21 protein-coding genes, 1 pseudogene and 1 riboswitch are annotated in these 26,062 nt (G+C 54.8%); of the genes and pseudogenes, 16 read left to right on the forward strand and 6 right to left on the reverse strand.

The genetic code is table 11. The features are described from left to right. From tuf to rpoC, 9 genes and pseudogenes are all read left to right on the forward strand, one after another. Positions 1–203, forward strand: a pseudogene (gene tuf, locus F3I47_RS22055) (elongation factor Tu); the annotation flags it as partial. A 229-nt stretch (positions 204–432) separates the two neighbouring features. Further along, positions 433–816 (forward strand): preprotein translocase subunit SecE, encoded by a 384-nt coding sequence (gene secE / locus F3I47_RS22065; protein WP_008927141.1) that lies wholly within the window; start codon positions 433–435, stop codon positions 814–816. 1 nt (position 817) lies between these two features. Further along, positions 818–1,363 carry a transcription termination/antitermination protein NusG gene (gene nusG / locus F3I47_RS22070; RefSeq protein ID WP_003848088.1) on the forward strand — a complete coding sequence of 182 codons (546 nt, stop codon included), beginning with the start codon at positions 818–820 and terminating at the stop codon, positions 1,361–1,363. 148 nt (positions 1,364–1,511) lie between these two features. Next, the gene (gene rplK, locus F3I47_RS22075) at positions 1,512–1,940 is read left to right on the forward strand and encodes a 50S ribosomal protein L11 (protein WP_006121495.1); all 429 of its coding nucleotides are present in this window, start codon (positions 1,512–1,514) and stop codon (positions 1,938–1,940) included. 3 nt (positions 1,941–1,943) lie between these two features. Then, positions 1,944–2,648, forward strand: a complete 705-nt coding sequence (rplA, locus tag F3I47_RS22080; RefSeq protein ID WP_009092662.1) for a 50S ribosomal protein L1 — start codon at positions 1,944–1,946, stop codon at positions 2,646–2,648. Positions 2,649–3,014: 366 nt separating this feature from the next. Further along, positions 3,015–3,512: a 50S ribosomal protein L10 gene (rplJ, locus tag F3I47_RS22085; protein ID WP_003848098.1), complete on the forward strand. Its 498-nt coding sequence runs from the start codon at positions 3,015–3,017 to the stop codon at positions 3,510–3,512. A gap of 65 nt (positions 3,513–3,577) precedes the next feature. Further along, on the forward strand, positions 3,578–3,940 hold the full coding sequence (gene rplL / locus F3I47_RS22090; protein ID WP_009092660.1) for a 50S ribosomal protein L7/L12: 363 nt from the start codon (positions 3,578–3,580) through the stop codon (positions 3,938–3,940). Between the two features lie 329 nt (positions 3,941–4,269). Beyond that, the gene (gene rpoB / locus F3I47_RS22095; RefSeq protein WP_046100987.1) at positions 4,270–8,298 is read left to right on the forward strand and encodes a DNA-directed RNA polymerase subunit beta; all 4,029 of its coding nucleotides are present in this window, start codon (positions 4,270–4,272) and stop codon (positions 8,296–8,298) included. Positions 8,299–8,427: 129 nt separating this feature from the next. Further along, positions 8,428–12,651 (forward strand): DNA-directed RNA polymerase subunit beta', encoded by a 4,224-nt coding sequence (rpoC, locus tag F3I47_RS22100; RefSeq protein WP_009092657.1) that lies wholly within the window; start codon positions 8,428–8,430, stop codon positions 12,649–12,651. Between the two features lie 54 nt (positions 12,652–12,705). On the opposite strand, the gene F3I47_RS22105 is transcribed toward rpoC, so the two are convergent. Further along, a complete protein-coding gene (locus tag F3I47_RS22105) occupies positions 12,706–12,888 on the reverse strand; it encodes a DUF1127 domain-containing protein (RefSeq protein WP_046100988.1) in 183 nt (60 codons plus the stop codon). A gap of 174 nt (positions 12,889–13,062) precedes the next feature. On the opposite strand from F3I47_RS22105, the gene F3I47_RS22110 reads away from it, so the two are divergent. After that, complete coding sequence (locus F3I47_RS22110) at positions 13,063–14,517, forward strand: PLP-dependent aminotransferase family protein (protein WP_150030477.1); 1,455 nt, start codon at positions 13,063–13,065, stop codon at positions 14,515–14,517. Between the two features lie 193 nt (positions 14,518–14,710). Here the strand turns inward: F3I47_RS22110 and thiE are convergent, their stop codons facing one another. The 3 genes from thiE to F3I47_RS22125 all read right to left on the reverse strand — a co-directional run bounded on the left by thiE (position 14,711) and on the right by F3I47_RS22125 (position 18,110). Next, positions 14,711–15,337 (reverse strand): thiamine phosphate synthase, encoded by a 627-nt coding sequence (gene thiE / locus F3I47_RS22115; RefSeq protein ID WP_150030475.1) that lies wholly within the window; start codon positions 15,335–15,337, stop codon positions 14,711–14,713. A 2-nt stretch (positions 15,338–15,339) separates the two neighbouring features. After that, a complete protein-coding gene (thiC, locus tag F3I47_RS22120; protein ID WP_150030473.1) occupies positions 15,340–17,262 on the reverse strand; it encodes a phosphomethylpyrimidine synthase ThiC in 1,923 nt (640 codons plus the stop codon). A gap of 87 nt (positions 17,263–17,349) precedes the next feature. Continuing rightward, a riboswitch (TPP riboswitch) is annotated at positions 17,350–17,450 on the reverse strand. 153 nt (positions 17,451–17,603) lie between these two features. Continuing rightward, positions 17,604–18,110: an Rsd/AlgQ family anti-sigma factor gene (locus F3I47_RS22125; protein WP_009092652.1), complete on the reverse strand. Its 507-nt coding sequence runs from the start codon at positions 18,108–18,110 to the stop codon at positions 17,604–17,606. Between the two features lie 89 nt (positions 18,111–18,199). On the opposite strand from F3I47_RS22125, the gene nudC reads away from it, so the two are divergent. The 6 genes from nudC (at position 18,200) to F3I47_RS22155 (ending at position 22,620) form a co-directional block, all read left to right on the forward strand. Next, positions 18,200–18,970 (forward strand): NAD(+) diphosphatase, encoded by a 771-nt coding sequence (gene nudC, locus F3I47_RS22130; protein WP_009092651.1) that lies wholly within the window; start codon positions 18,200–18,202, stop codon positions 18,968–18,970. A 40-nt stretch (positions 18,971–19,010) separates the two neighbouring features. After that, on the forward strand, positions 19,011–20,078 hold the full coding sequence (hemE, locus tag F3I47_RS22135) for a uroporphyrinogen decarboxylase (protein WP_150030471.1): 1,068 nt from the start codon (positions 19,011–19,013) through the stop codon (positions 20,076–20,078). Between the two features lie 2 nt (positions 20,079–20,080). Next, positions 20,081–20,749 (forward strand): deoxyribonuclease V, encoded by a 669-nt coding sequence (nfi, locus tag F3I47_RS22140; protein WP_150030469.1) that lies wholly within the window; start codon positions 20,081–20,083, stop codon positions 20,747–20,749. A gap of 63 nt (positions 20,750–20,812) precedes the next feature. Further along, positions 20,813–21,403 (forward strand): YjaG family protein, encoded by a 591-nt coding sequence (locus F3I47_RS22145; protein WP_009092648.1) that lies wholly within the window; start codon positions 20,813–20,815, stop codon positions 21,401–21,403. 188 nt (positions 21,404–21,591) lie between these two features. Then, positions 21,592–21,864 (forward strand): nucleoid-associated protein HU-alpha, encoded by a 273-nt coding sequence (gene hupA / locus F3I47_RS22150; RefSeq protein WP_003850136.1) that lies wholly within the window; start codon positions 21,592–21,594, stop codon positions 21,862–21,864. A gap of 69 nt (positions 21,865–21,933) precedes the next feature. Beyond that, positions 21,934–22,620 (forward strand): DUF1481 domain-containing protein, encoded by a 687-nt coding sequence (locus tag F3I47_RS22155; RefSeq protein ID WP_150030467.1) that lies wholly within the window; start codon positions 21,934–21,936, stop codon positions 22,618–22,620. Between the two features lie 33 nt (positions 22,621–22,653). On the opposite strand, the gene purD is transcribed toward F3I47_RS22155, so the two are convergent. Beyond that, entirely contained in the window at positions 22,654–23,934 is a 1,281-nt protein-coding gene (gene purD / locus F3I47_RS22160; RefSeq protein WP_150030465.1) for a phosphoribosylamine--glycine ligase, read from the reverse strand. A gap of 19 nt (positions 23,935–23,953) precedes the next feature. Next, positions 23,954–25,543 (reverse strand): bifunctional phosphoribosylaminoimidazolecarboxamide formyltransferase/IMP cyclohydrolase, encoded by a 1,590-nt coding sequence (gene purH / locus F3I47_RS22165; RefSeq protein ID WP_046100994.1) that lies wholly within the window; start codon positions 25,541–25,543, stop codon positions 23,954–23,956. Positions 25,544–26,062: the final 519 nt, after the last annotated feature.

A 26,062-nucleotide genomic window follows, 5' to 3' on the forward strand; every position in this document is an offset into this window, starting at 1 on the left:
GTCCACAGTTCTACTTCCGTACCACTGACGTGACCGGTTCAGTAGAGCTGCCAGAAGGCGTTGAAATGGTAATGCCAGGCGACAACATCAAAATGGTTGTTACCCTGATCCACCCAATCGCAATGGACGAAGGTCTGCGCTTCGCAATCCGCGAAGGCGGCCGTACCGTTGGCGCGGGTGTTGTTGCTAAAGTTATCGCATAATTACCGATAACGTTTGACGCAATGCACACGGAAAGGGCATCATTTGATGCCCTTTTTGCACGCTGTTTCATAGAACCTGGCTCATCAGTGATTTTCGATCATAATCATTGCTGAGACAGGCTCTGTCATGCGGCGTTGGATACCGAGTTACGCCCCAAAAGCTCATTCGGTTTGGACGCCTCGCACTGCGGGGCAGAATAGTTTCTGAATTATTGTGGCAGGTTGGTTTATGAGTGCGAATACCGAAGCTCAAGGGAGCGGGCGTGGCCTGGAAGCGGTAAAGTGGGTAGTAGTCGTATTACTGCTGCTTGCAGCGATTGTAGGTAACTACCTCTATCGTGATGTGTCACTGCCACTGCGTGCGTTAGCCGTAGTTGTACTGATCGCAGCGGCTGGCGGCATTGCGCTTTTAACGACCAAAGGCAAAGCGACCGTGGCTTTTGCTCGTGAAGCAAGAACAGAAATGCGTAAGGTTATCTGGCCAACCCGCCAGGAAACGCTGCACACCACGTTAATCGTTGCCGCGGTTACCGCCGTGATGTCACTGATTTTGTGGGGGCTGGATGGTATTCTGGTCCGTCTGGTATCGTTTATCACTGGCCTGAGGTTCTGAGATGTCTGAAGCTCCAAAGAAACGCTGGTACGTCGTACAGGCGTTTTCCGGTTTTGAAGGCCGCGTAGCACAGTCGCTGCGCGAGCATATCAAATTGCACAACATGGAAGAGCTGTTTGGCGACGTCATGGTTCCGACTGAAGAAGTCGTTGAAATTCGTGGTGGCCAGCGTCGTAAGAGCGAGCGCAAGTTTTTCCCGGGATATGTACTGGTTCAGATGGTGATGAATGACGCCAGCTGGCACCTGGTGCGCAGCGTCCCGCGCGTGATGGGTTTCATCGGCGGCACATCTGACCGTCCGGCACCTATCAGCGATAAAGAAGTTGATGCGATCATGAACCGTCTGCAGCAGGTCGGCGACAAGCCTCGTCCGAAAACGCTGTTTGAACCAGGCGAAATGGTTCGCGTTAACGACGGTCCGTTTGCTGACTTTAACGGTGTGGTTGAGGATGTGGATTACGAGAAGAGCCGCCTGACGGTTTCTGTCTCCATCTTCGGACGTGCAACACCGGTTGAACTCGACTTCGGTCAGGTGGAGAAAGGTTAACCTCTTTCCGCTCACAATTTAGCTGTTGCAGCAGGCGCGAAATTTAACTACAATTTCGCGCCTTTTGTTTTTATGCGCTGGCAACGGCGTATAAATCGTTATCACGGGGAGCCTTTTAAAGGCGCTATAACCCAATTGAGGAAATATCATGGCTAAGAAAGTCCAAGCCTACGTCAAGCTGCAGGTTGCAGCTGGTATGGCGAACCCAAGTCCACCGGTTGGTCCAGCTCTGGGTCAGCAGGGTGTTAACATCATGGAATTCTGCAAAGCGTTCAACGCGAAGACCGAATCTCTGGAAAAAGGTCTGCCGACTCCTGTTGTTATCACTGTATACAGCGACCGTTCATTTACCTTTATCACCAAAACCCCTCCGGCTGCCGTACTGCTGAAAAAAGCAGCGGGCATCAAGTCTGGTTCTGGTAAGCCGAACAAAGATAAAGTCGGTAAAGTGACCCGTGCTCAGGTACGTGAAATCGCAGAAACCAAAGCTGCGGACATGACTGGTTCTGACGTTGAAGCGATGACTCGCTCAATCGAAGGTACTGCTCGTTCCATGGGCCTGGTAGTAGAGGACTAAGAAATGGCTAAGCTGACCAAGCGCATGACCGTAATTCGCGACAAAGTTGACGCGACCAAGCAGTATGACATTGCTGAAGCTGTTGCTCTGCTGAAAGAACTGGCGACTGCCAAGTTCGTTGAAAGCGTTGACGTTGCTGTCAACCTCGGCATCGATGCACGTAAATCTGATCAGAACGTACGCGGCGCGACCGTTCTGCCACACGGTACTGGTCGTTCAGTACGTGTTGCTGTCTTCACCCAGGGCGCAAACGCTGAAGCGGCAAAAGCTGCTGGCGCAGAGCTGGTTGGTATGGAAGACCTGGCTGAGCAGATCAAGAAAGGCGAAATGAATTTTGACGTTGTTATTGCTTCTCCGGATGCAATGCGCGTTGTTGGCCAGCTGGGCCAGATTCTGGGTCCACGCGGCCTGATGCCAAACCCGAAAGTCGGTACTGTAACCCCTAACGTTGCTGAAGCGGTTAAGAACGCTAAAGCAGGTCAGGTTCGTTATCGTAACGACAAAAACGGCATCATCCACACTACCATCGGTAAAGTGGACTTTGACGCTGACAAACTGAAAGAAAACCTGGAATCTCTGCTGGTTGCGCTGAAAAAAGCGAAACCATCTCAGGCGAAAGGCGTGTACATCAAGAAAGTCAGCCTTTCAACCACCATGGGCGCCGGCGTTGCCGTTGACCAGGCTGGTCTGAACGCAACAGCAAACTAATTGCTGCTTGAAACGGGCGAAAAATTCACCTAGAATCTTACGCCCGTTGTTCTGTTATTAGCAGAACAGGACACCAGAGAGTCAGATGCGACAGCGGCGTTTAACGCCTTTCCCTCTGATTCTGCTGCGTCACACAGAATTTAGGTTGGAGCCAGGCCTTATCCTGGCCTCCGTCCAAGACCGCAGGAGCTGTCTATCTCCGGATAGTCCGCTTAATACCCTGCGTAGACGGTGACAGAACCAAAAGAATTTTTTCTTAGCTGGATTCTGCTCACCGTGTTCGAGCGCTTATTTCCCCTTTTGGGTGAGTAAGTGAAGTGAGTTCCGGGGAAATCCTTTCCCGGTCAAATCCAGGAGCAAAAGCTAATGGCATTAAATCTTCAAGACAAACAAGCAATTGTTGCTGAAGTCAGCGAAGTAGCCAAAGGTGCGCTTTCAGCGGTTGTTGCGGATTCCCGTGGCGTTACCGTTGATAAAATGACCGAACTGCGTAAAGCAGGTCGTGAAGCTGGCGTTTACATGCGTGTTGTTCGTAACACCCTGCTGCGCCGCGTCGTTGAAGGTACTCAGTTTGAGTGCCTGAAAGACACGTTTGTTGGTCCGACCCTGATTGCATATTCTATGGAACACCCGGGCGCTGCTGCTCGTCTGTTCAAAGATTTCGCGAAAGCGAATGCAAAATTTGAGGTCAAAGCTGCAGCCTTTGAAGGTGAGCTGATCACGGCGGCCAATATTGACCGTCTGGCAACTCTGCCGACCTACGAAGAAGCACTGGCACGTCTGATGTCGACCATGAAAGAAGCCGCTGCCGGCAAACTGGTCCGCACTCTGGCTGCTGTACGCGATGCAAAAGAAGCGGCTTAAGGCCCTTTTCTTTTCTTCGTACCTGCTTACGTATAAACTTTTTCTGATTCTTAGGAACAATTGTCATGTCTATCACTAAAGACCAAATTCTGGAAGCTGTTGCAGCGATGTCCGTAATGGAAGTTGTTGAGCTGGTTTCTGCTATGGAAGAAAAATTCGGCGTTTCTGCTGCTGCTGCTGTAGCTGTTGCTGCGGGCCCGGCTGAAGCTGTTGAAGAAAAAACTGAATTCGACGTCGTACTGAAAGCTGTTGGCGCGAACAAAGTAGCAGTTATCAAAGCCGTACGTACTGCAACTGGTCTGGGCCTGAAAGAAGCCAAAGACCTGGTTGAAGCAACTGGCGTAATCAAAGAAGGCATCAGCAAAGATGACGCAGCTGCACTTGAAGCTGCTCTGAAAGAAGCTGGCGCTGAAGTTGAAGTTAAGTAAGACAACCTTCGGGTTGCAGTCTGAGTAGTTTCAGACTGATGGCTGGTGACTTTTTGGTCACCAGCCTTTTTGCGCTACAGGGTCTCAATGGGGTTTCACACTGTTTGTCCATTGCTACTCTTCAATATCTTTCTCTATCGACGACTTAATATACCGCTTTCCTGTGCGGGTTCCCTGCCTTCACAAAAGCGATGAAATGATTTAAGCGTGATAGAAAGAGGTATTGCACTGCTGCCGCGCAGCCAGTGAATCAAACAAAATCGTGTTGCATGAACTGTCCTGTCAGGACGGACAGCGTGGGTCGACTTGTCAGCTAGCTGAGGAACCCTATGGTTTACTCCTATACCGAGAAAAAACGTATTCGTAAGGATTTTGGTAAACGTCCACAAGTACTGGACATACCTTATCTCCTTTCCATCCAGCTCGACTCGTTCCAGAAGTTTATCGAGCAAGATCCAGAAGGTCAGTACGGGCTGGAAGCTGCATTCCGCTCTGTATTCCCTATTGCGAGCTACAGCGGCAACTCTGAGTTGCAGTATGTGAGCTATCGCCTGGGCGAACCTGTCTTTGACGTGAAAGAGTGTCAGATCCGTGGCGTGACCTATTCGGCACCGCTGCGCGTGAAACTGCGTCTGGTGATCTATGAGCGCGAAGCGCCAGAAGGCACCGTAAAAGACATTAAAGAACAAGAAGTCTACATGGGCGAAATTCCGCTCATGACCGACAACGGTACCTTTGTTATTAACGGTACCGAGCGCGTTATCGTTTCTCAGCTGCACCGTAGTCCTGGCGTGTTCTTTGATAGCGATAAGGGTAAAACCCACTCTTCGGGTAAAGTGCTTTATAACGCACGTATCATCCCTTACCGCGGTTCATGGCTCGACTTTGAGTTTGACCCGAAAGATAACCTGTTTGTCCGTATTGACCGTCGTCGTAAGCTGCCGGCCACTATCATCCTGCGTGCGTTGCAGTTCACAACACCTCAGATCCTCGATCTCTTCTTCGAGAAAGTGGTGTTTGAAATTCGCGACAACAAGCTGCAGATGGAGCTGGTGCCTGAGCGCCTGCGCGGTGAAACCGCGACCTTCGATATCGAAGCGAACGGCACCGTTTACGTCGAAAAAGGTCGCCGCATTACTGCGCGTCATATTCGTCAGCTGGAAAAAGATGGCATTCAGCACATCGAAGTTCCGGTTGAATATATCGCGGGCAAAGTGGTTGCTAAAGACTACATCGATGAGAGCACCGGTGAGCTGATTGTTGCAGCGAACATGGAGCTGTCACTGGATCTGCTGGCCAAACTGAGCCAGTCGGGTCACAAACGCATCGAAACGCTGTTCACCAACGATCTGGACCACGGTCCATATATGTCTGAGACCCTGCGTGTTGACCCAACCAGCGATCGCCTGAGCGCACTGGTTGAGATCTACCGCATGATGCGTCCTGGTGAGCCGCCAACGCGTGAAGCTGCAGAGAACCTGTTCGAGAACCTGTTCTTCTCTGAAGATCGTTACGATCTCTCTGCCGTCGGCCGCATGAAGTTCAACCGTTCACTGCTGCGTGATGAAATCGAAGGTTCAGGTATCCTGAGCAAAGAAGACATCATCGAAGTGATGAAAAAACTGATCGACATCCGTAACGGTAAAGGCGAAGTGGACGATATCGACCACCTCGGCAACCGTCGTATTCGTTCAGTCGGTGAAATGGCTGAGAACCAGTTCCGTGTCGGCCTGGTGCGTGTTGAGCGTGCGGTTAAAGAGCGTCTCTCTCTGGGCGACCTCGATACGCTGATGCCACAGGACATGATCAACGCGAAGCCGATTTCGGCTGCGGTGAAAGAGTTCTTCGGTTCAAGCCAGCTTTCACAGTTTATGGATCAGAACAACCCGCTGTCAGAGATTACGCACAAACGTCGTATCTCTGCACTTGGCCCGGGTGGTTTGACGCGTGAGCGTGCCGGCTTCGAAGTGCGTGACGTACACCCAACGCACTACGGTCGTGTCTGCCCAATCGAAACCCCTGAAGGTCCGAACATCGGTCTGATCAACTCCTTGTCTGTTTATGCACAGACCAATGAGTATGGTTTCCTTGAGACGCCTTATCGTCGTGTTATCGACGGTCTGGTTTCTGACGAGATCCACTACCTCTCTGCTATTGAAGAGGGTAACTACGTTATCGCTCAGGCGAACGCCCCGCTCGATGAAAACGGCGCGTTTGTTGATGACCTGGTCACCTGCCGTAGCAAAGGCGAATCGAGTCTGTTCAGCCGCGATCAGGTTGACTACATGGACGTTTCCACCCAGCAGGTGGTTTCTGTCGGTGCATCCCTGATCCCGTTCCTGGAACACGATGACGCCAACCGTGCTCTGATGGGTGCGAACATGCAACGTCAGGCCGTTCCGACTCTGCGTGCAGATAAGCCGCTGGTTGGTACCGGTATGGAACGTGCTGTTGCCGTTGACTCCGGTGTTACTGCCGTCGCCAAACGTGGTGGTACCGTTCAGTATGTTGATGCATCACGTATCGTTATCAAAGTTAACGAAGATGAGATGTACGCGGGCGAAGCCGGTATCGACATCTATAACCTGACCAAATATACCCGTTCAAACCAGAACACCTGCATCAACCAGATGCCATGTGTCTCTCTGGGTGAGCCGGTTGAGCGCGGAGACGTGCTGGCAGATGGCCCGTCCACCGATCTGGGTGAACTGGCACTGGGCCAGAACATGCGTGTCGCGTTTATGCCGTGGAACGGTTACAACTTCGAAGACTCCATCCTGGTCTCCGAGCGTGTGGTTCAGGAAGATCGCTTTACCACCATCCACATCCAGGAACTGGCTTGCGTGTCGCGTGACACCAAACTGGGGCCGGAAGAGATTACCGCTGATATCCCGAACGTGGGTGAAGCTGCACTCTCTAAACTGGATGAGTCAGGCATCGTCTACATCGGTGCTGAAGTGACCGGTGGTGACATTCTGGTTGGTAAGGTTACCCCGAAAGGTGAAACCCAGCTGACGCCAGAAGAGAAGCTGCTGCGTGCGATCTTCGGTGAAAAAGCCTCTGACGTAAAAGATTCATCACTGCGCGTGCCGAATGGCGTGTCAGGTACCGTGATCGACGTTCAGGTCTTTACCCGCGATGGCGTGGAAAAAGACAAACGTGCGCTCGAAATCGAAGAGATGCAGCTGAAGCAGGCTAAGAAAGACCTGTCTGAAGAGCTGCAGATCCTGGAAGCGGGCCTGTTCAGCCGTATCCAGAGCGTCCTGATCGCAGGTGGCGTTGAAGCTGACAAACTGGACAAGCTGCCGCGCGAGCGCTGGCTGGAGCTGGGTCTGACTGATGAAGCCAGACAAAATCAGCTGGAGCAACTGGCAGAGCAGTACGACGAACTGAAGCACGAGTTTGAGAAAAAACTCGAAGGCAAGCGCCGTAAGATCACCCAGGGCGACGATCTGGCACCGGGCGTGCTGAAAATCGTTAAGGTTTATCTGGCCGTTAAACGTCAGATCCAGCCTGGTGATAAGATGGCAGGTCGTCACGGTAACAAAGGTGTTATCTCTAAGATCAACCCAATCGAAGACATGCCTTACGATGAGAACGGTACGCCGGTCGACATCGTACTGAACCCGCTGGGTGTACCATCGCGTATGAACATCGGTCAGATCCTTGAGACACACCTGGGGATGGCAGCGAAGGGCATTGGTGAGAAAATCAACGCCATGCTGAAGAAGCAGGAAGAAGTCGCGAAACTGCGCGAATTCATCCAGCGTGCCTATGACCTGGGAAGCGATCTGCGTCAGAAAGTTGACCTGAACACCTTCTCCGACGACGAAGTTCTGCGCCTGGCAGAGAACCTGAAAAAAGGTATGCCAATCGCAACGCCGGTGTTTGATGGCGCGAAAGAGAGCGAAATCAAAGAGCTGTTACAGCTCGGCGGTCTGCCTTCTTCCGGTCAGATTACCCTGTTTGACGGCCGCACCGGTGAACAGTTCGAACGTCAGGTAACCGTTGGCTACATGTACATGCTGAAACTTAACCACCTGGTTGATGACAAGATGCATGCACGTTCTACCGGTTCCTACAGCCTCGTTACTCAGCAGCCGCTGGGTGGTAAGGCGCAGTTCGGTGGTCAGCGCTTTGGTGAGATGGAAGTATGGGCACTGGAAGCATATGGTGCCGCGTATACCCTGCAGGAAATGCTTACCGTTAAGTCTGATGACGTCAACGGCCGTACCAAGATGTATAAAAACATCGTTGACGGCAACCATCAGATGGAACCGGGCATGCCGGAATCCTTCAACGTACTGTTGAAAGAGATTCGCTCGCTGGGTATCAACATCGAGCTGGAAGACGAGTAACCCCCATTTCAGGCTGTGGTTCGCCGCCGCCTGAAAGCGCAGGGTTTAAGCGCTCGCAATTGTACTGGTTACGGGGCGTTCAATTTCGGTTGGACGCCCCCTGAGTCTCACTCCGACGGGAGCTAATCCGTGAAAGACTTACTTAAGTTTCTGAAAGCGCAAACTAAGACCGAAGAGTTTGATGCGATCAAAATTGCGCTGGCTTCGCCAGACATGATCCGTTCCTGGTCTTTTGGTGAAGTGAAAAAGCCAGAAACCATTAACTACCGTACTTTTAAGCCAGAGCGCGATGGTCTGTTCTGTGCCCGTATCTTCGGGCCGGTAAAAGACTATGAGTGCCTGTGCGGTAAGTACAAGCGTCTGAAACACCGTGGTGTGATTTGTGAGAAGTGCGGCGTTGAAGTGACCCAGACTAAAGTACGCCGTGAGCGTATGGGCCACATCGAACTGGCGTCGCCGACTGCGCACATCTGGTTCCTGAAGTCACTGCCATCGCGTATCGGCTTGCTGCTGGATATGCCACTGCGTGACATCGAGCGCGTGCTCTACTTTGAATCTTACGTGGTAATCGAAGGTGGCATGACCAACCTCGAGAAGCGTCAGATCCTGACTGAAGAGCAGTACCTTGACGCACTGGAAGAGTTCGGTGACGAGTTCGACGCCAAAATGGGCGCCGAAGCGATCCAGGCCCTGTTGAAAAACATGGATCTGGACCAGGAGTGCGAGCAGCTGCGTGAAGAGCTGAACGAAACCAACTCTGAAACCAAGCGTAAAAAGCTGACCAAGCGTATCAAGCTGCTGGAAGCGTTCGTTCAGTCTGGTAACAAGCCAGAGTGGATGATCCTGACCGTACTGCCTGTTCTGCCACCGGATCTGCGTCCGCTGGTTCCGCTGGATGGCGGACGTTTTGCTACGTCAGATCTGAACGATCTTTATCGTCGCGTGATCAACCGTAACAACCGTCTGAAGCGCCTGCTGGATCTGGCTGCGCCAGATATCATCGTGCGCAACGAAAAGCGTATGCTGCAGGAAGCGGTCGATGCACTGCTGGACAACGGTCGTCGCGGTCGTGCGATCACCGGCTCCAACAAGCGTCCGCTGAAATCGCTGGCTGACATGATCAAAGGTAAGCAGGGTCGCTTCCGTCAGAACCTGCTGGGTAAACGTGTCGACTACTCCGGTCGTTCGGTTATCACCGTGGGTCCATACCTGCGTCTGCATCAGTGCGGTCTGCCGAAGAAAATGGCACTCGAACTGTTTAAACCGTTTATTTACGGCAAGCTGGAACTGCGTGGCCTGGCCACCACCATCAAAGCCGCGAAGAAAATGGTTGAGCGCGAAGAAGCGGTTGTCTGGGATATCCTCGACGAAGTGATCCGTGAGCACCCGGTTCTGCTGAACCGTGCGCCTACGCTGCACCGTCTGGGTATTCAGGCCTTTGAACCGGTTCTGATCGAAGGTAAAGCTATCCAGCTGCACCCGCTGGTTTGTGCGGCGTATAACGCCGACTTCGATGGTGACCAGATGGCTGTTCACGTTCCGCTGACGCTGGAAGCCCAGCTGGAAGCGCGTGCGCTGATGATGTCTACCAACAACATCCTGTCACCTGCGAACGGCGAGCCAATCATCGTTCCTTCTCAGGACGTTGTACTGGGTCTGTACTACATGACCCGTGACTGTGTTAACGCCAAAGGCGAAGGCATGGTACTGACTGGCCCGAAAGAAGCTGAGCGTATTTATCGCGCTGGCCTGGCCTCACTGCACGCTCGCGTTAAGGTGCGTATCACCGAACACGAGAAAAATGAGCAGGATGAGTGGGTTGCGAAAACCAGCCTGATCGACACCACGATTGGCCGTGCCATTCTGTGGATGATCGTACCGAAAGGTCTGCCTTACTCCATCGTCAACCAGGCGCTGGGTAAAAAAGCGATCTCCAAAATGCTGAACACCTGTTACCGCATTCTGGGGCTGAAGCCGACCGTTATCTTTGCTGACCAGACTATGTACACCGGTTTCGCCTACGCAGCCCGTTCAGGCGCGTCAGTCGGCATCGACGACATGGTTATTCCAGAGAAGAAAGTGGAAATCATCACCGAAGCGGAAGCGGAAGTGGCTGAAATCCAGGAACAGTTCCAGTCTGGTCTGGTTACCGCGGGTGAACGTTATAACAAAGTCATCGATATCTGGGCCGCAGCCAACGAACGTGTTGCCAAGGCGATGATGGAAAACCTCTCTACTGAGACCGTGATTAACCGTGACGGCGAAGAAGAGAAACAGGTTTCCTTTAACAGCATCTTTATGATGGCCGACTCCGGTGCGCGTGGTTCTGCTGCACAGATTCGTCAGCTGGCCGGTATGCGTGGTCTGATGGCGAAGCCAGATGGCTCCATCATCGAGACGCCGATTACCGCGAACTTCCGTGAAGGTCTGAACGTACTCCAGTACTTCATCTCAACCCACGGTGCGCGTAAAGGTCTTGCGGATACCGCACTGAAAACCGCGAACTCCGGTTATCTGACGCGTCGTCTGGTTGACGTTGCCCAGGATCTGGTTGTGACCGAAGATGACTGTGGTACGCACGAAGGCATCATGATGACCCCGGTCATCGAAGGTGGCGACGTGAAAGAGCCACTGCGCGAACGTGTTCTGGGTCGTGTGACAGCGGAAGACGTTCTGAAGCCGGGCTCGGCTGACATTCTGGTTCCACGTAACACCCTGCTCGATGAGCACTGGTGTGACGTGCTGGAACTGAACTCAGTCGACAGCCTGAAAGTGCGTTCGGTCGTAGGTTGTGAAACTGACTTTGGTGTATGTGCACACTGCTACGGTCGCGACCTGGCACGTGGTCACATCATCAACAAAGGTGAAGCGATCGGTGTTATCGCGGCACAGTCCATCGGTGAGCCGGGTACACAGCTGACGATGCGTACGTTCCACATCGGTGGTGCGGCATCACGTGCAGCTGCTGAATCCAGCATTCAGGTGAAGAACAAAGGTACCATCAAGCTGACCAACGCTAAGTCGGTAACGAACTCGGCAGGTAAGCTGGTGATCACCTCGCGTAACGTCGAACTGAAAATGATCGATGAATTTGGTCGTACCAAAGAGAGCTATAAAGTTCCTTACGGTTCTACCATGGCGAAAGGTGATGGTGAGCAGGTTGCAGCGGGCGAAACCGTAGCAAACTGGGATCCGCATACCATGCCAGTTATCACCGAAGTGGGCGGTTTCATTCGCTTCACCGACATGATTGACGGCCAGACCATTACCCGTCAGACAGATGACCTGACCGGTCTTTCTTCGCTGGTGGTGCTGGACAGTGCTGAACGTACGTCAGGCGGTAAAGATCTGCGTCCTGCGCTGAAAATTGTTGATGCCAGCGGCAACGACGTTCTGATCCCAGGCACTGATATGCCTGCTCAGTACTTCCTGCCGGGTAAAGCGATTGTTCAGCTGGAAGATGGCGTTAAGATCAGTGCCGGTGACACGCTGGCGCGTGTTCCGCAGGAATCTGGCGGTACCAAGGATATTACCGGTGGTCTGCCACGCGTTGCTGACCTGTTCGAAGCGCGTCGTCCGAAAGAGCCGGCTATCCTGGCTGAGATCAGCGGTATCATCTCCTTCGGTAAAGAGACCAAAGGTAAACGTCGTCTGGTTATCACGCCGCTGGATGGCAGTGAGCCATACGAAGAGATGATTCCGAAATGGCGTCAGCTGAACGTGTTCGAAGGTGAACGTGTTGAGCGCGGTGACGTGGTTTCCGATGGCCCAGAGTCTCCACATGACATCCTGCGCTTGCGTGGTGTGCATGCGGTGACCCGTTACATCACTAACGAAGTGCAGGAAGTTTATCGTCTGCAGGGCGTTAAGATTAACGATAAGCACATCGAAGTCATCGTTCGTCAGATGCTGCGTAAAGCGACCATCGTGAGCGCAGGAAGCACCGACTTCCTGGAAGGTGAGCAGGCTGAATTCTCTCGCATCAAGATCTCTAACCGTGATCTGGAAGCGAACGGAAAAGTTGGCGCAACCTTCGTACGTGACCTGCTGGGTATTACCAAAGCGTCACTGGCAACCGAATCGTTCATCTCTGCCGCATCGTTCCAGGAAACGACCCGTGTCCTGACCGAAGCAGCAGTAGCAGGTAAGCGTGATGAACTGCGCGGCCTGAAAGAGAACGTCATCGTGGGTCGTCTGATCCCGGCCGGTACCGGTTATGCATACCATCAGGATCGTATGCGCCGTAAAGCGGCGGGTGAAGTTCCGGCTGCACCGCAGGTGACTGCGGATGAAGCCTCAGCCAGCCTGGCTGAACTGCTGAACGCCGGCCTCGGCGGCAGCAAAGACGATTAATCGTCCTTCGCCTGATAAAAACCCTGCTTCGGCAGGGTTTTTTTTGTCTCTGATTCAGCCATTCCAGTCATTGCGGCCGATGCCGATATCTTTCAGCTGACTGTCACTCAGTCTCGACAGAATAGCGCGCGTTTCGCGCCGCAGCTGCCAGCGTCTGAAGCTGCGCCACAGATAACGGAGCAGAAGGTAAGGCGTAACGGCAAAAGGCTTAGCGGCGCGATTTTCATCATATCCCATGATAGTTTCCTCAATGATTGGCCTGAGCACTATTTTCCGGGGATACACCTGTATGATACAGACTCAAAAATCACCTTTTATTAACATACAGATTGAAGATATCGCGATCTGAATGGTAAAAAAGGAGCCTGACTGTACTGGTCGCTCATCATCACGCTGGCAGGAGAGGATACAATGACCCGCTATGAACATCTGGCCACGTTGCTGGCACAGCGTATCGAACAGGGCTTGTTTCGCAGCGGGGAGCGTCTGCCCTCTGTGCGCAGCCTGAGTGCGGAACATGGGGTGAGTATCAGCACGGTGCAGCAGGCTTATCGCCTGCTGGAAGAGAAGCAGATGATTATCCCGCAGTCGCGCTCCGGCTATTTTGTGGCGTCGCACAAAGCCACGCCGCCGGTACCTGCGCTGACCCGTCCCGTGCAGCGGCCTGTTGAGGTGACGCAGTGGGACGCGGTGCTGGAGCTGCTCAACAGCCGGCTGGAAGATGACGTACTGCAACTGGGCAGCGGCATGCCCGATCTGACCCAGCCGACCCTGAAGCCGCTGTGGAAAGCCTTCAGCCGTCAGGCTCAGAAGCAGGAGGCTGGCCTGCTGAATTATGACACCCTCTATGGCGTTCTCGCGCTGCGGAAACAGGTTGCCAGGCTGGCGATCGATAGCGGCTGTCAGCTTACCGCCGATGATATTGTTATCACGACCGGCTGCCATGAAGCCTTATCGGTAGCCGTGCGGGCGGTCTGTGAACCGGGCGATATCATCGCCGTCGAGTCGCCCTCTTTTCACGGTATCATGCAAACCCTGCGTGGCTTTGGCATCCGGGCCATTGAGATTCCGACCGATGCGATAACCGGCATCAGTCTTGAGGCGCTGGAACTGGCTTTTGACCAGTGGCCCATTAAAGCGGTCATCGTTGTTCCGAACTGCAATAATCCGCTCGGCTTTATCATGCCTGAGGCACGCAAACGGGCGTTACTGGCGCTGGCGCAGCGTTTTGATGCGGCCATCATCGAAGATGACGTTTATGGAGAGCTAGCCTGGGAATATCCCCGTCCGCCCGCCATTAAGGCGCTCGATATGGATGGCCGGGTTCTGCTCTGCAGCTCCTTTTCAAAAACGCTGGCGCCAGGTCTGCGGGTTGGCTGGGTGGCACCTGGCCGTTATCGCGACCGCGTGCTGCACATGAAATATATCGTCACAGGCTCTACGGCTACGCAGCCTCAGCATGCTGTTTCCGAGTTTATCCGCCAGGGGCATTATCAGCCTCATCTGCGCCGGATGCGGCAGATCTATCACCGCAACTATGAAACTTTCAGCTGCTGGGTGCGCCACTACTTTCCCTGCGGTATCTGCGTCTCTCGTCCTCAGGGCGGTTTTATGATGTGGATAGAACTTCCTGAAACGTTTGATGCCGTCCGGCTTAACCGTGAACTGCGCGAGTCAAAAATCCAGATTGCCGTCGGCTCACTCTTTTCAGCATCGGGGAAATATCGCAACTGTCTGCGTCTGAACTTTGCGCTGCCCATCACCGATCAGACGGAACAGGCGCTGGCACGGCTGGGGGCGGCCGTGGAACGCGCCATGCTCTCCTGTCAGCATGAGACGCCTGCTTCCGCTCCCGATGTCGCTTAAACCGAAGAGGAACCAGGGCCGGCAAGAGGAGGGAACCGGCCCTGGTCAGATAACCGTCACCTGACGACGGCCACGTTAAAGTACCGGTTCAGGAGGTGCCACCCTCAGCCTCTGCTTCTGCGCGCCGCTTTCCCGGAAAGTGGTGGACGTTACCGCATTTGCCGCCAGGATGCGGGACAGGTTCCGGAAATCGCTATCTGTGAGGCTCTGCCAGCGCCAGCAGGGTGCGCGTGGCTTCACGCCAGTCATCTGCCTGGGTAATCGCACTTACCACAGCAATGCTGCCCACGCCGGTTGCCAGGACTTCCGGTGCCCGGGCAATCGAGATACCGCCAATCGCCACGGTGGGGATGTGCGTCAGGCGTGCCAGATGTCGCTTCAGTTGTTCCACGCCCTGAGGCGCAGAAGGCATCGCTTTGGTCTGCGTCGGGAAGATATGTCCCAGTGCAATGTAAGAGGGCTGGATCGCCAGGGCGCGATCCAGTTCGGTATCATCATGGGTGGAGATCCCGAGCCGCAATCCTGCCTGGCGAATCCGGGCGAGATCGGCAACATCCAGATCTTCCTGACCCAGATGCACACCATAGGCGTCATGTCTGATCGCCAGCTCCCAGTAATCGTTGATAAACAGGCGCGCATCGTAGCGTTTGCCCAGCGCTATCGCCTGAGCAATCGCGGGTTCGGCAATCTCATCGGGCTGATCTTTTATGCGCAGCTGCAATGTGCGCACGCCCGCCGTCAGCAGGCGTTCAATCCAGGCGGGGCTGTCAACCACCGGATAGAGCCCCAGGCGCGGGGCGGTAGCAGGAAAGGCAGACATGGTTACTCCTCCTCAATAACATCGGCAGAGTGATAAAGCTCACCCCCGCGGCTGCGGAAATGCTCTGACATCCGGGCCATGCCCACTTCCACCGGTTCAGCGCGGCTATCCTGGCGTGCCGCAAACTCGCGCACCTCCTGAGAAATCTTCATTGAGCAGAATTTAGGGCCGCACATTGAACAGAAATGGGCCACTTTGCCTGATTCCTGCGGCAGGGTTTCATCATGCATGGCGCGGGCGGTGTGAGGGTCCAGCGCCAGGTTGAACTGATCTTCCCAGCGGAATTCAAAGCGCGCTTTGGACATGGCGTTATCGCGGATCTGCGCGGCAGGATGGCCTTTAGCCAGGTCGGCAGCATGTGCCGCGATTTTGTAGGTAATCAGCCCCTGTTTGACATCCTCTTTGTTCGGCAGCCCCAGATGCTCTTTAGGTGTGACGTAACAGAGCATGGCGCAGCCAAACCAGCCAATCATGGCGGCCCCGATTCCGGAGGTAAAGTGGTCATAGCCCGGTGCGATGTCGGTGGTCAGCGGGCCGAGGGTGTAGAAGGGGGCTTCATCGCACAGGTCGAGCTGTTCGGTCATGTTGCGGCGGATCATATGCATCGGCACATGGCCCGGCCCTTCAATCATCACCTGCACATCATATTCCCAGGCAATACGGGTCAGTTCGCCCAGGGTACGCAGCTCAGCGAACTGCGCCTCATCGTTCGCATCCTGAATCGAACCCGGCCGCAGACCATCGCCCAGCGACAGCGACACATCGTAAGCGGCGCAGATTTCACAAATCTCCCGGAAATGCTGATAAAGGAAGTTCTCCTGATGATGCGACAGGCACCATTTCGCCATGATCGATCCGCCGCGCGACACGATCCCGGTCAGCCGCTTCGCCGTCATCGGGACATAACGCAGCAGGACGCCAGCGTGTATCGTGAAGTAATCCACCCCCTGTTCCGCCTGCTCAAGCAGCGTGTCGCGGAAAACGTCCCAGTTCAGCGCCTCGGCCACGCCGTTCACTTTTTCCAGCGCCTGATAGATCGGCACTGTGCCGATAGGAACCGGACTGTTCCGCAGAATCCACTCGCGCGTTTCATGAATATAGCGGCCGGTAGAGAGATCCATCACCGTATCGGCCCCCCAGCGCGTCGACCAGACCAGTTTTTCCACTTCCTCTTCGATGGAGGAGGTGACCGCCGAGTTACCGATATTGGCATTCACCTTAACCAGAAAGTTGCGGCCGATGATCATCGGCTCCGATTCCGGGTGATTGATATTGGCAGGGATAATGGCCCGTCCGGCTGCCACCTCCTGCCGCACAAACTCCGGTGTGATACTGGCTGGCAGATGCGCGCCAAAACTGTGGCCCGGATGCTGTTGCAGCAGCACTTCACTGCGAATCCGTTCACGGCCCATATTTTCCCGCAGCGCAATAAACTCCATTTCCGGGGTGATGATCCCCTGGCGGGCATAATGCAGCTGGGTGACGCGGCGGCCTGAACAGGCCCGGCGCGGTGTCGGTAAGTGATCGAAGCGCAGATGGTCCAGCCCCTCATCAGCCAGCCGTTGCTGGGTGTAGCCGGAACTGTTTTGTGGCAGGTATTCGCTGTCATCGCGTTCCGCTATCCAGCGGGCGCGCAGTTTTTCCAGGCCGCGATGAACATCGATCTGTGCCGCGGGATCGCCATAGGCACCTGCCGTGTCGTAAACCGGCACCGCTTCGTTTGGCTCATAGGTCGGCTGCGCTTTGCTGCCACCGGTGTGGGTCAGGCTTAGTGTGATCTCGCGCATCGGAACGCGAATATCGTCACGGCTGCCGGTTATCCAGATGCGACGGGACTGGGGAAATGCACTGCCGCTTTGCAGCGAATCGATAAATTCCTGCGCCTGGGCACGTTGTTCACGACGGGTCATTTTTGGGTCAGACATAGCAATCTTCCTGTTCAGGGGGAACGATGCTTGTCCGGAGTTCGGAAGGAGTAGCGGTATCGGCAGCATAAGAGTGCTGGCATACCGTAAAAATTTACTCTTGTTCCCTTCGCAGGTTCTAACCTGATCAGGTTCCGCGGATCCCGAATTAACGGTCTCAGCCCGGCTGGGCACTCCGACAAGAAGCGCTTTTTACGCACCAATCTGACCGGCAGATCGGGCGTAAAAATCGTGTTTTTCACAGCAAAAAATAAAAAAGGTTCGTCGGCGTAGTGGCCTCGGAACCTCTTCAGCATAAAAGGGCGAGTGGATAATCTCAACCCTTTTGGTGGTGATACCGGTTAAGCGGGACGGGCAATCTGACTGTCATTGGCAACCGGCGGGGTAGCCAGCTGATTATCCCATGCCAGCTGGATCAGCTTATCTTCCAGCGTGAAGCGCGACTCCAGCACTTCGCCCACTTCTGAAAGCGCCTGCTGGAAAGTCATGCAGTTTTCATCGTCTATCGCCTGTTGCAGGTGACCATCATAGAGCTGCATCAGCCGCTCGGTGTTGGCTTCCAGTGGCGGATAGATCTGCGCAGCCGCAATCATTGGGCTGTCACCGTTCATTTCACTGATAACACGTTCATAGATACTGAAGTGACCGGCCGAAAGATAATCGACCAGGCTGTGACAGAAGTTGTCCAGCGCCTGCTCATCGAGACGGGTCAGGGCTTCTTTGTTGGGCTTCAGGCCGACCAGATGATAATAGGTCACCAGCAGCTGGCGACGGGCTTCGAGCCAGGAATCGACCAGCTCATTACTGCCACCTACGCGTTCAGCCAGGACGTTTAACTGGTTAAGCATATCTGACTCCATGTGAGTTATAGTTGTTTATCAACACACTTAACATCAGGGCTTCAGCGTACGATTTGACGCTAAGGATGACGAAATAAATGCAATGCGAAATCTCAAGCGTAGACGCTGGATGGTGGATTGTCAGCCATGAACAGAAACTTTGGTTGCCACAAGGTGATTTACCCCACGGAAACGCCGAAAATTTTGGTCTGACTGGCAGTAAAGCACGCCTTATCGGAGAGTGGCAGGGCGAAAATGTCTGGCTGATTTGTGCGTCACGCTCTGCCGATATGTTCTCCGTGCGGCAGTTGATCGATCAGGATGTCGGACTGTTTCAGCTGGCGGGGCGGGGTGTGCAGCTGGCGGAGTTTTACCGCTCTCATCGCTGGTGCGGCTACTGCGGCCATGAAATGCATCACAGCAGGCATGAATTTGCCTGCCTGTGCAGTCATTGCCGTGAGCGTTACTATCCGCAAATCGCCCCCTGCATTATCGTGGCCATCCGTCGTGGTGATGAAATCCTCCTGGCAAATCATGCCCGCCATCGCAACAAGGTCTATACCGTGCTGGCCGGCTTTGTGGAGGTCGGTGAGACGCTGGAGCAGGCCGTTGCCCGCGAAGTGATGGAGGAGAGCAACATCCGCGTCAAAAACGTGCGCTATGTGACCTCTCAGCCGTGGCCCTTTCCGCAATCCCTGATGACCGCCTTCATGGCGGAGTATGACAGCGGCGATCTGCAGCATGATGGCAAAGAGCTGCTGGATGCGGCCTGGTTCCGTTTTGATGACCTTCCCCTGCTGCCTCCGCCCGGCACCGTGGCACGCCGCCTGATTGAAGATACCGTCGCCCTGTGCCGCGCTGAAGTGTGAAAGTGCTACACTACACGCCTGTTATTGAGAGAGTGTTGAGATGAGTGAACTGAAGAACGATCGTTATTTGCGTGCCCTGTTACGTCAGCCGGTGGATGTCACGCCGGTATGGATGATGCGACAAGCCGGGCGCTATTTGCCGGAGTACAAAGCGACACGCGCCCAGGCGGGTGATTTTATGTCGCTGTGTAAAAACGCCGAGCTGGCCTGTGAAGTCACCCTGCAGCCGCTGCGTCGTTTTCCGCTGGATGCCGCCATCCTCTTCAGTGACATCCTGACGATTCCGGATGCGATGGGACTGGGACTCTATTTTGAAACCGGCGAAGGCCCGCGTTTCTCAAACCCTGTAACCTGCCGCGCTGACGTTGATCGTTTGCCGGTGCCCGATCCGGAGATGGAGCTGGGCTATGTGATGAACGCAGTTCGCACCATCCGCCGCAATCTGAATGACGAGGTGCCGCTGATCGGCTTCTCCGGCAGTCCATGGACGCTGGCCACCTACATGGTGGAAGGCGGCAGCAGCAAAGCGTTTACCCGAATCAAAAAGATGATGTATGCCGAGCCTGCTACGCTGCATGCGATGCTGGATAAGCTGGCTGACAGCGTCATTCTCTATCTCAATGCGCAGATTCGCGCAGGTGCCCAGTCGGTGATGGTCTTCGATACCTGGGGCGGTGTGCTGACCGGCCGTGACTACCGCGAATTTTCCCTTCACTACATGCACAAAATTGTTGATGGCCTGCTGCGTGAAAATGATGGCCGCCGCGTGCCGGTGACGCTGTTCACCAAAGGCGGTGGACAGTGGCTGGAAGCGATGGCCGCCACCGGCTGTGATGCGCTGGGTCTCGACTGGACCACCGACATTGATGATGCGCGCCGTCGCGTGGGCGATAAAGTTGCGCTGCAGGGCAATATGGACCCTTCTATGCTCTATGCGGCACCTGAGCGTATTGAGCAGGAAGTGACCGGTATTCTGGAGCGCTTTGGTTCCGGCACCGGCCATGTCTTTAATCTGGGGCACGGCATTCATCTGGATGTGCCACCGGAAAATGCCGGTGTCTTTGTTGATGCTGTGCATCGTTTATCACGTCCCTGGCATCAGGAGTAACCATGGATATTGCCGCACTTCGCGCTGAGCAGTTACAACGCGCCGCTGACGTGGTGCGTGACGATGATTTTGATGTGTTACCGCCTCGCTATATCGGCGGGGCCGACGTAGGTTTTGAGCAGGAAGGCACGATCACACGCGCAGCGATGGTAATCCTGGAGTACCCATCGCTTCGGCTGGTGGAGCATCGCATCGCGCGTATTGAGACGACGATGCCCTATATCCCGGGCTTTCTCTCCTTCCGGGAGTATCCGGCCCTGATGGCCGCCTGGGATATGCTGGAGCAGAAGCCGGACCTGCTGTTTGTGGATGGACACGGAATTTCGCATCCCAGACGGCTCGGCGTTGCCTCGCATTTTGGTCTGCTGGTGGATGTGCCTACTATCGGGGTCGCGAAAAGCCGGCTGTGTGGTCGTTTTGCCGATCTGGATGCGCAACCGGGCAGCCGTCAGCCGCTGATCGACAAAGGTGAGCAGATTGGCTGGGTATGGCGCAGCAAGCAACGCTGCAACCCGCTGTTCGTCGCCACCGGCCACCGTGTCAGCCTGGATACTGCGCTGCAGTGGGTCGAAAACTGTACGCGCGGTTACCGTTTGCCGGAACCGACCCGCTGGGCCGATGCAGTGGCGTCGAACCGTTCCGCTTTCCAGCGCTGGCAAAACGCGCTTTAACACTGTTTGTGCTGCGCTTTTGCAGTTACACTGCGGCCAGCGAAACGAATAAGAGCCACCTTTATGTTACAAAATCCCGTTCATCTGCGTCTGGCGAAGCTGGAAAGCTGGCAGCATCTGACGTTTATGGCCTGCCTGTGCGAGCGTATGTACCCCAACTATCGCGCATTCTGCGAGCAGACTGAATTTGCCGATCCGGCACTCTATCGCCGCATCCTTGATCTGATCTGGGAAAACCTGACGGTCAAAGATGCGAAGATTAACTTCGACAGCCAGCTGGAAAAGCTCGAGGCTGCCATTCCCGATGGCGATGCGTTTGAGGTCTATGGCGTCTATCCGGCTATCGATGCCTGCGTGGCCCTGAGCGAAGTGTTACATGCCCAGCTGAGTGGTGAAACGCTGGAGCATGCGATTGAAGTCAGCAGGACATCCATTACGACGGTTGCCATGCTGGAAATGACACAGGCTGGACGCGAAATGACCGATGAGGAGCTGCGTGAAAACCCGGCTATCATCGATGAGTGGGACCTCCAGTGGGAGATTTTCCGCCTGCTGGCGGAGTGTGAAGAGCGCGACCTTGAATTGATTAAAGGTCTGCGATCTGACCTGCGTGAAGCGGGAATAAGTAACATCGGTATAAATTTCCAGCAGTAAGGCGATAAAACGTGACTTCAGGCCCGAATTAGCGCGCCTGGAGGCTTCACATTGGCCCCCTCTCTGGTCTACATTTGGGGGGCTGAAAATTGTGGCTATCGGTGCGTGCAGGCAGAAGAGTGCCAGAATATGGCTTTTCCCTCGCACTCGTTGCTTAGCAAGCGATAAATACACTTTAAGGATAACTTATGAACAAGACTCAACTGATTGATGTGATCGCAGAAAAAGCTGACCTGTCTAAAACCCAGGCTAAGGCAGCGCTGGAATCTACTCTGGCTGCGATCACTGAGTCTCTGAAAGATGGTGATGCTGTACAACTGGTTGGTTTTGGTACTTTTAAAGTGAACCACCGCGCTGAGCGTACCGGTCGTAACCCGCAGACTGGCAAAGAGATCAAAATCGCTGCAGCAAACGTACCGGCATTCGTGTCTGGTAAAGCGCTGAAAGACGCCGTTAAGTAAGACGTCGCACTGCGGTTAAGCTTTAAAACAGGGGGCGTTTCGCCCCTTTTGTTTAAGAGGCCAGCCATCATGACCCCGCTGTTTCAGCGTTTAGCTGTTCTGTTTCTCTCCCTGTTTCTGTTTAGCTGCAGCTCTGTTCCGGATATTCCCCCCTTTTCTGCCAGTGGCTATCTTGCCGATCGTGGTGTTGTGCGCATCTGGCGTAAAAACAGCGATCACCAGTCTGTCCATATTCGTACGATCTACACGCCGTTCAGTGGCGGTGAGGGCGAGGTGACCGATTATGTCTGGCTGGAAGAGGCGCTGATCAGCGTTCAGCGCCAGGTAAAAGGGAAGCAGCCTGATGATGTCACCCTGCGCTTTGACCAGGCGGGCGGCCTCAACTTTATGCAGCGTCAGCTGTCAGACCGGCGTGAAGCCGTGAGTGCTGATGCGGTGGAACTCTATAAGTTTGACGCTCAGCGGATGCGTAATCTTAGTGATGCGCTGTTAAGCGGTCGGGTATTCCTGAGGCAGGGACACTGGCTGGGCAACAATCTGCTGGAGAGTTGTGAAGGTCAGCAGGTCAGGCCCGCTTTTGATGCTGATGCCCTGCGGATACTGACACAGCAGCAGCGCAGCGCCCCGGCACCGCAGCAGCGCAGCGCCCCGGCACCGCTGATGGTGTCATGGCTGGACGCGCCGGAAGGCATTCAGCTGTTGCGGATCAGTCAGCAGGATGAGTGCGCGCAGCAGCCGACAGAAGATGATATGTAAAAATAAAAAGGGGGCACCCGGTGCCCCCTGAACTTATTTGCGATTAATGGCGCGATAGCCAATATCGCGGCGGCAGAAGCTGCCCTGCCACGAGATAGGCTGTGTCAGCGCATAAGCCCGCTTCTGTGCCGCAGCGACATCCTCACCCAGTGCGGTAACGCACAGCACGCGGCCACCGCTGGTCAGCACCCGATCCTCTTCCAGCCGGGTTCCGGCGTGAAAGACCTTACCGTCCGCAACCTCTTCCAGTGGCAGACCGTGGATCTGATCACCCTGACTGTAGTCACCCGGATAACCGCCCGCCGCCAGTACCACACCGAGCGCAGGACGCGGATCCCACTGGGACGTTTTCTGATCCAGTTTACCCTCGCAGGCGGCCAGGCAAAGATCGACCAGATCCGACTGCAGGCGCAGCATGATCGGCTGGGTTTCCGGATCGCCGAAGCGGCAGTTGAATTCGATCACTTTCGGCTGCCCGGTGCGATCGATCATCAGACCGGCGTAGAGAAAACCGGTGTAAACGTTGCCTTCAGCAGCCATGCCGCGCACCGTCGGCCAGATAACCTGATCCATGACGCGCTGGTGGATCTCATCGGTGACGACTGGAGCCGGGGAGTAGGCGCCCATTCCGCCGGTGTTCGGACCGGTATCACCATCGCCTACGCGTTTATGATCCTGGCTGGTGGCCATTGGCAGCACATGCTCGCCGTCGACCATCACAATAAAGCTGGCTTCTTCGCCATCCAGAAACTCTTCGATCACAATGCGGTGTCCGGCGTCGCCAAAGGCATTACCGGCCAGCATATCCTGAACGGCTTCTTCTGCTTCCTGCAGCGTCATCGCCACAATGACGCCTTTACCGGCGGCCAGGCCGTCAGCTTTAATGACGATAGGCGCGCCTTTCTCACGCAGATACGCGAGAGCCGGCTCGACCTCGGTAAAGTTCTGGTATGCCGCGCTGGGGATCTGATGGCGCGCCAGGAAGTCTTTGGTAAAAGCTTTTGAGCCTTCCAGCTGTGCGGCAGCCTGAGTCGGGCCAAAAATAGTCAGCCCAGCCTGACGGAATGCATCCACCACGCCAATGACCAGCGGTGCTTCCGGTCCGACAATGGTCAGATCGATCTTCTCGCGCTGGGCAAAATCCAGCAGGGCAGGGATATCGGTCGCACTGATTGCGACATTCTGCAGCGCAGGCTCTAATGCCGTACCGGCGTTACCTGGCGCAACAAAGACGGTGTCTGCCAGCGGCGACTGTGCCGCTTTCCAGGCCAGCGCGTGTTCACGTCCGCCATTACCAATCACTAAAATTTTCATCTGTTACTCTCCGGAACGATTAATGACGGAAGTGGCGCATATCGGTAAAGATCATGGCAATGCCGTGCTCATCCGCCGCCGCAATCACCTCTTCATCGCGGATAGAGCCGCCAGGCTGAATCACACAGCTCACGCCCACCGCAGCGGCCGCATCAATACCGTCGCGGAAGGGGAAGAACGCATCTGACGCCATGGCAGAACCTTTCACTTCCAGTCCTTCATCGCCCGCTTTAATACCGGCAATTTTAGCGGAGTAGACGCGGCTCATCTGGCCGGCACCAATCCCGATCGTCATCCCGTCACGCGCATAGACAATGGCGTTGGATTTAACAAACTTCGCGACCTTCCAGCAGAAGAGGGCATCACGCAGCTCCTGCTCCGATGGCTGACGCTTGCTGACCACGCGCAGCTGGCTGGCATCGACCATACCGAGATCGCGATCCTGAACCAGCAGGCCACCGTTGACGCGTTTGAAATCCAGCGCTGCCGTGCGGTTTTGCCACTGGCCGCAGATCAGGACACGGACATTCTGTTTCGTGGCGGTAATCTTCAGCGCGGCCTCGGAAACGGCGGGCGCGATGATCACCTCAACGAACTGGCGGCTGATAATGGCCTGTGCTGTCGCTTCATCCAGCTCGCGGTTGAAGGCGATGATGCCCCCGAACGCAGAGGTAGGGTCGGTCTGGTAAGCACGGTCATAGGCTGACAGCAGGTCGTCGCCGGTCGCAACGCCACAGGGGTTAGCATGTTTAACAATGACGCAGGCGGGGTCACTGAACTCTTTGACACACTCGAGTGCGGCATCCGTGTCAGCGATATTGTTATAGGAGAGCGCTTTGCCCTGAACCTGTTGCGCGGTGGCAACCGAGGCTTCAGCAACCTGCTCTTCTATATAGAAGGCCGCCTGCTGGTGGCTGTTTTCGCCGTAACGCATATCCTGCTTCTTGATGAAGTTCAGATTCAGGGTACGCGGGAAGCGACCTGCAGGCTGATTGCGTTCACCGTGATAGGCGGGCACCAGACTACCAAAGTAGTTCGCGATCATACCGTCGTAGGCGGCGGTGTGTTCAAACGCTTTGATCGCCAGGTCGAAACGGGTGTCGAGCGTCAGGCCGTTCTGGTGGGCATCCATTTCAGCAATGATGGCGTCGTAGTCGCCGCTGCTGACCACGATGGCCACATCTTTGTGGTTCTTGGCAGCAGAGCGCACCATGGTCGGGCCGCCGATATCGATGTTTTCTACTGCGTCTTCCAGTGAGCATCCTTCACGGGCAACGGTCTGGGCAAAGGGATAGAGATTAACGACCACCATGTCGATAGGGCTGATGTCATGCTGCGCCATGATGGCATCATCCTGGCCGCGACGACCCAGAATGCCGCCATGCACTTTCGGATGCAGGGTTTTGACGCGTCCATCCATCATTTCCGGGAAACCGGTGTAATCAGAGACTTCTGTGACAGCCAGACCCGCATCCGCCAGCAGGCGAGCGGTTCCACCTGTGGAGAGCAGTTCGACACCGCGACTGGAGAGCGCCTGAGCAAATTCGAGGATGCCGGCTTTGTCAGAGACACTGAGCAAGGCGCGGCGTACAGGACGAGGTTGTTGCATGGTGGTTTATCCCTTGGCTTTGTTTCGCGTATAGAAGAGCGTTACATCAGGTTTTACAGCGGTTTTCTCTTCTATATAAGAAGGAAAGATCAAAAACCTCAGGTAACGCCCCTAAAAGGGGAGTCCGTCATATTGCCCGGCATTGTAGCGAAAACGTTTGCGTGATGCTCGCCTAAATTTGCCAGGCCCGGCGAATGTGGATAACGCTGTGTGTAACTGCGTATAACAGCGACTTTTGCTGTGGAATGCAGCGAACGCGCTTTTTTCTGCAATTTATGGGTTGCGCCTGTCTGACAACTCCCTATAATGCGCCTCCATCGACACGGCACAACGGCTTACGGAATGCGGTGTTGAGAGGTTCAGGAGACTGAGCCGCCGGAGAAAAAATTCTGAAAAAGAGGTTGACTCTGAAGGAGGAAAGCGTAATATACGCCACCTCGCGACAGGACGCTAACGCACTGTTCGCACTGCTCTTTAACAATTTATCAGACAATCTGTGTGGGCACTCGCAGGATTGAT

This window comes from Pantoea sp. M_10, assembly GCF_008631515.1.
GTDB lineage: Bacteria > Pseudomonadota > Gammaproteobacteria > Enterobacterales > Enterobacteriaceae > Pantoea > Pantoea anthophila.

Coding starts and splice junctions, on each gene's coding strand:
- rplJ (WP_003848098.1), top strand. CDS start 3,015: ATGGCATTAAATCTTCAAGACAAACAAGCAATTGTTGCTGAAGTCAGC.
- F3I47_RS22155 (WP_150030467.1), top strand. CDS start 21,934: ATGACCCCGCTGTTTCAGCGTTTAGCTGTTCTGTTTCTCTCCCTGTTT.
- F3I47_RS22105 (WP_046100988.1), bottom strand. CDS start 12,888: ATGGGATATGATGAAAATCGCGCCGCTAAGCCTTTTGCCGTTACGCCT.
- rpoB (WP_046100987.1), top strand. CDS start 4,270: ATGGTTTACTCCTATACCGAGAAAAAACGTATTCGTAAGGATTTTGGT.
- rplA (WP_009092662.1), top strand. CDS start 1,944: ATGGCTAAGCTGACCAAGCGCATGACCGTAATTCGCGACAAAGTTGAC.
- rplL (WP_009092660.1), top strand. CDS start 3,578: ATGTCTATCACTAAAGACCAAATTCTGGAAGCTGTTGCAGCGATGTCC.
- nfi (WP_150030469.1), top strand. CDS start 20,081: ATGGATATTGCCGCACTTCGCGCTGAGCAGTTACAACGCGCCGCTGAC.
- hupA (WP_003850136.1), top strand. CDS start 21,592: ATGAACAAGACTCAACTGATTGATGTGATCGCAGAAAAAGCTGACCTG.
- nudC (WP_009092651.1), top strand. CDS start 18,200: ATGCAATGCGAAATCTCAAGCGTAGACGCTGGATGGTGGATTGTCAGC.
- F3I47_RS22110 (WP_150030477.1), top strand. CDS start 13,063: ATGACCCGCTATGAACATCTGGCCACGTTGCTGGCACAGCGTATCGAA.
- purH (WP_046100994.1), bottom strand. CDS start 25,543: ATGCAACAACCTCGTCCTGTACGCCGCGCCTTGCTCAGTGTCTCTGAC.
- rplK (WP_006121495.1), top strand. CDS start 1,512: ATGGCTAAGAAAGTCCAAGCCTACGTCAAGCTGCAGGTTGCAGCTGGT.
- F3I47_RS22125 (WP_009092652.1), bottom strand. CDS start 18,110: ATGCTTAACCAGTTAAACGTCCTGGCTGAACGCGTAGGTGGCAGTAAT.
- hemE (WP_150030471.1), top strand. CDS start 19,011: ATGAGTGAACTGAAGAACGATCGTTATTTGCGTGCCCTGTTACGTCAG.
- secE (WP_008927141.1), top strand. CDS start 433: ATGAGTGCGAATACCGAAGCTCAAGGGAGCGGGCGTGGCCTGGAAGCG.
- F3I47_RS22145 (WP_009092648.1), top strand. CDS start 20,813: ATGTTACAAAATCCCGTTCATCTGCGTCTGGCGAAGCTGGAAAGCTGG.
- purD (WP_150030465.1), bottom strand. CDS start 23,934: ATGAAAATTTTAGTGATTGGTAATGGCGGACGTGAACACGCGCTGGCC.
- nusG (WP_003848088.1), top strand. CDS start 818: ATGTCTGAAGCTCCAAAGAAACGCTGGTACGTCGTACAGGCGTTTTCC.
- thiC (WP_150030473.1), bottom strand. CDS start 17,262: ATGTCTGACCCAAAAATGACCCGTCGTGAACAACGTGCCCAGGCGCAG.
- thiE (WP_150030475.1), bottom strand. CDS start 15,337: ATGTCTGCCTTTCCTGCTACCGCCCCGCGCCTGGGGCTCTATCCGGTG.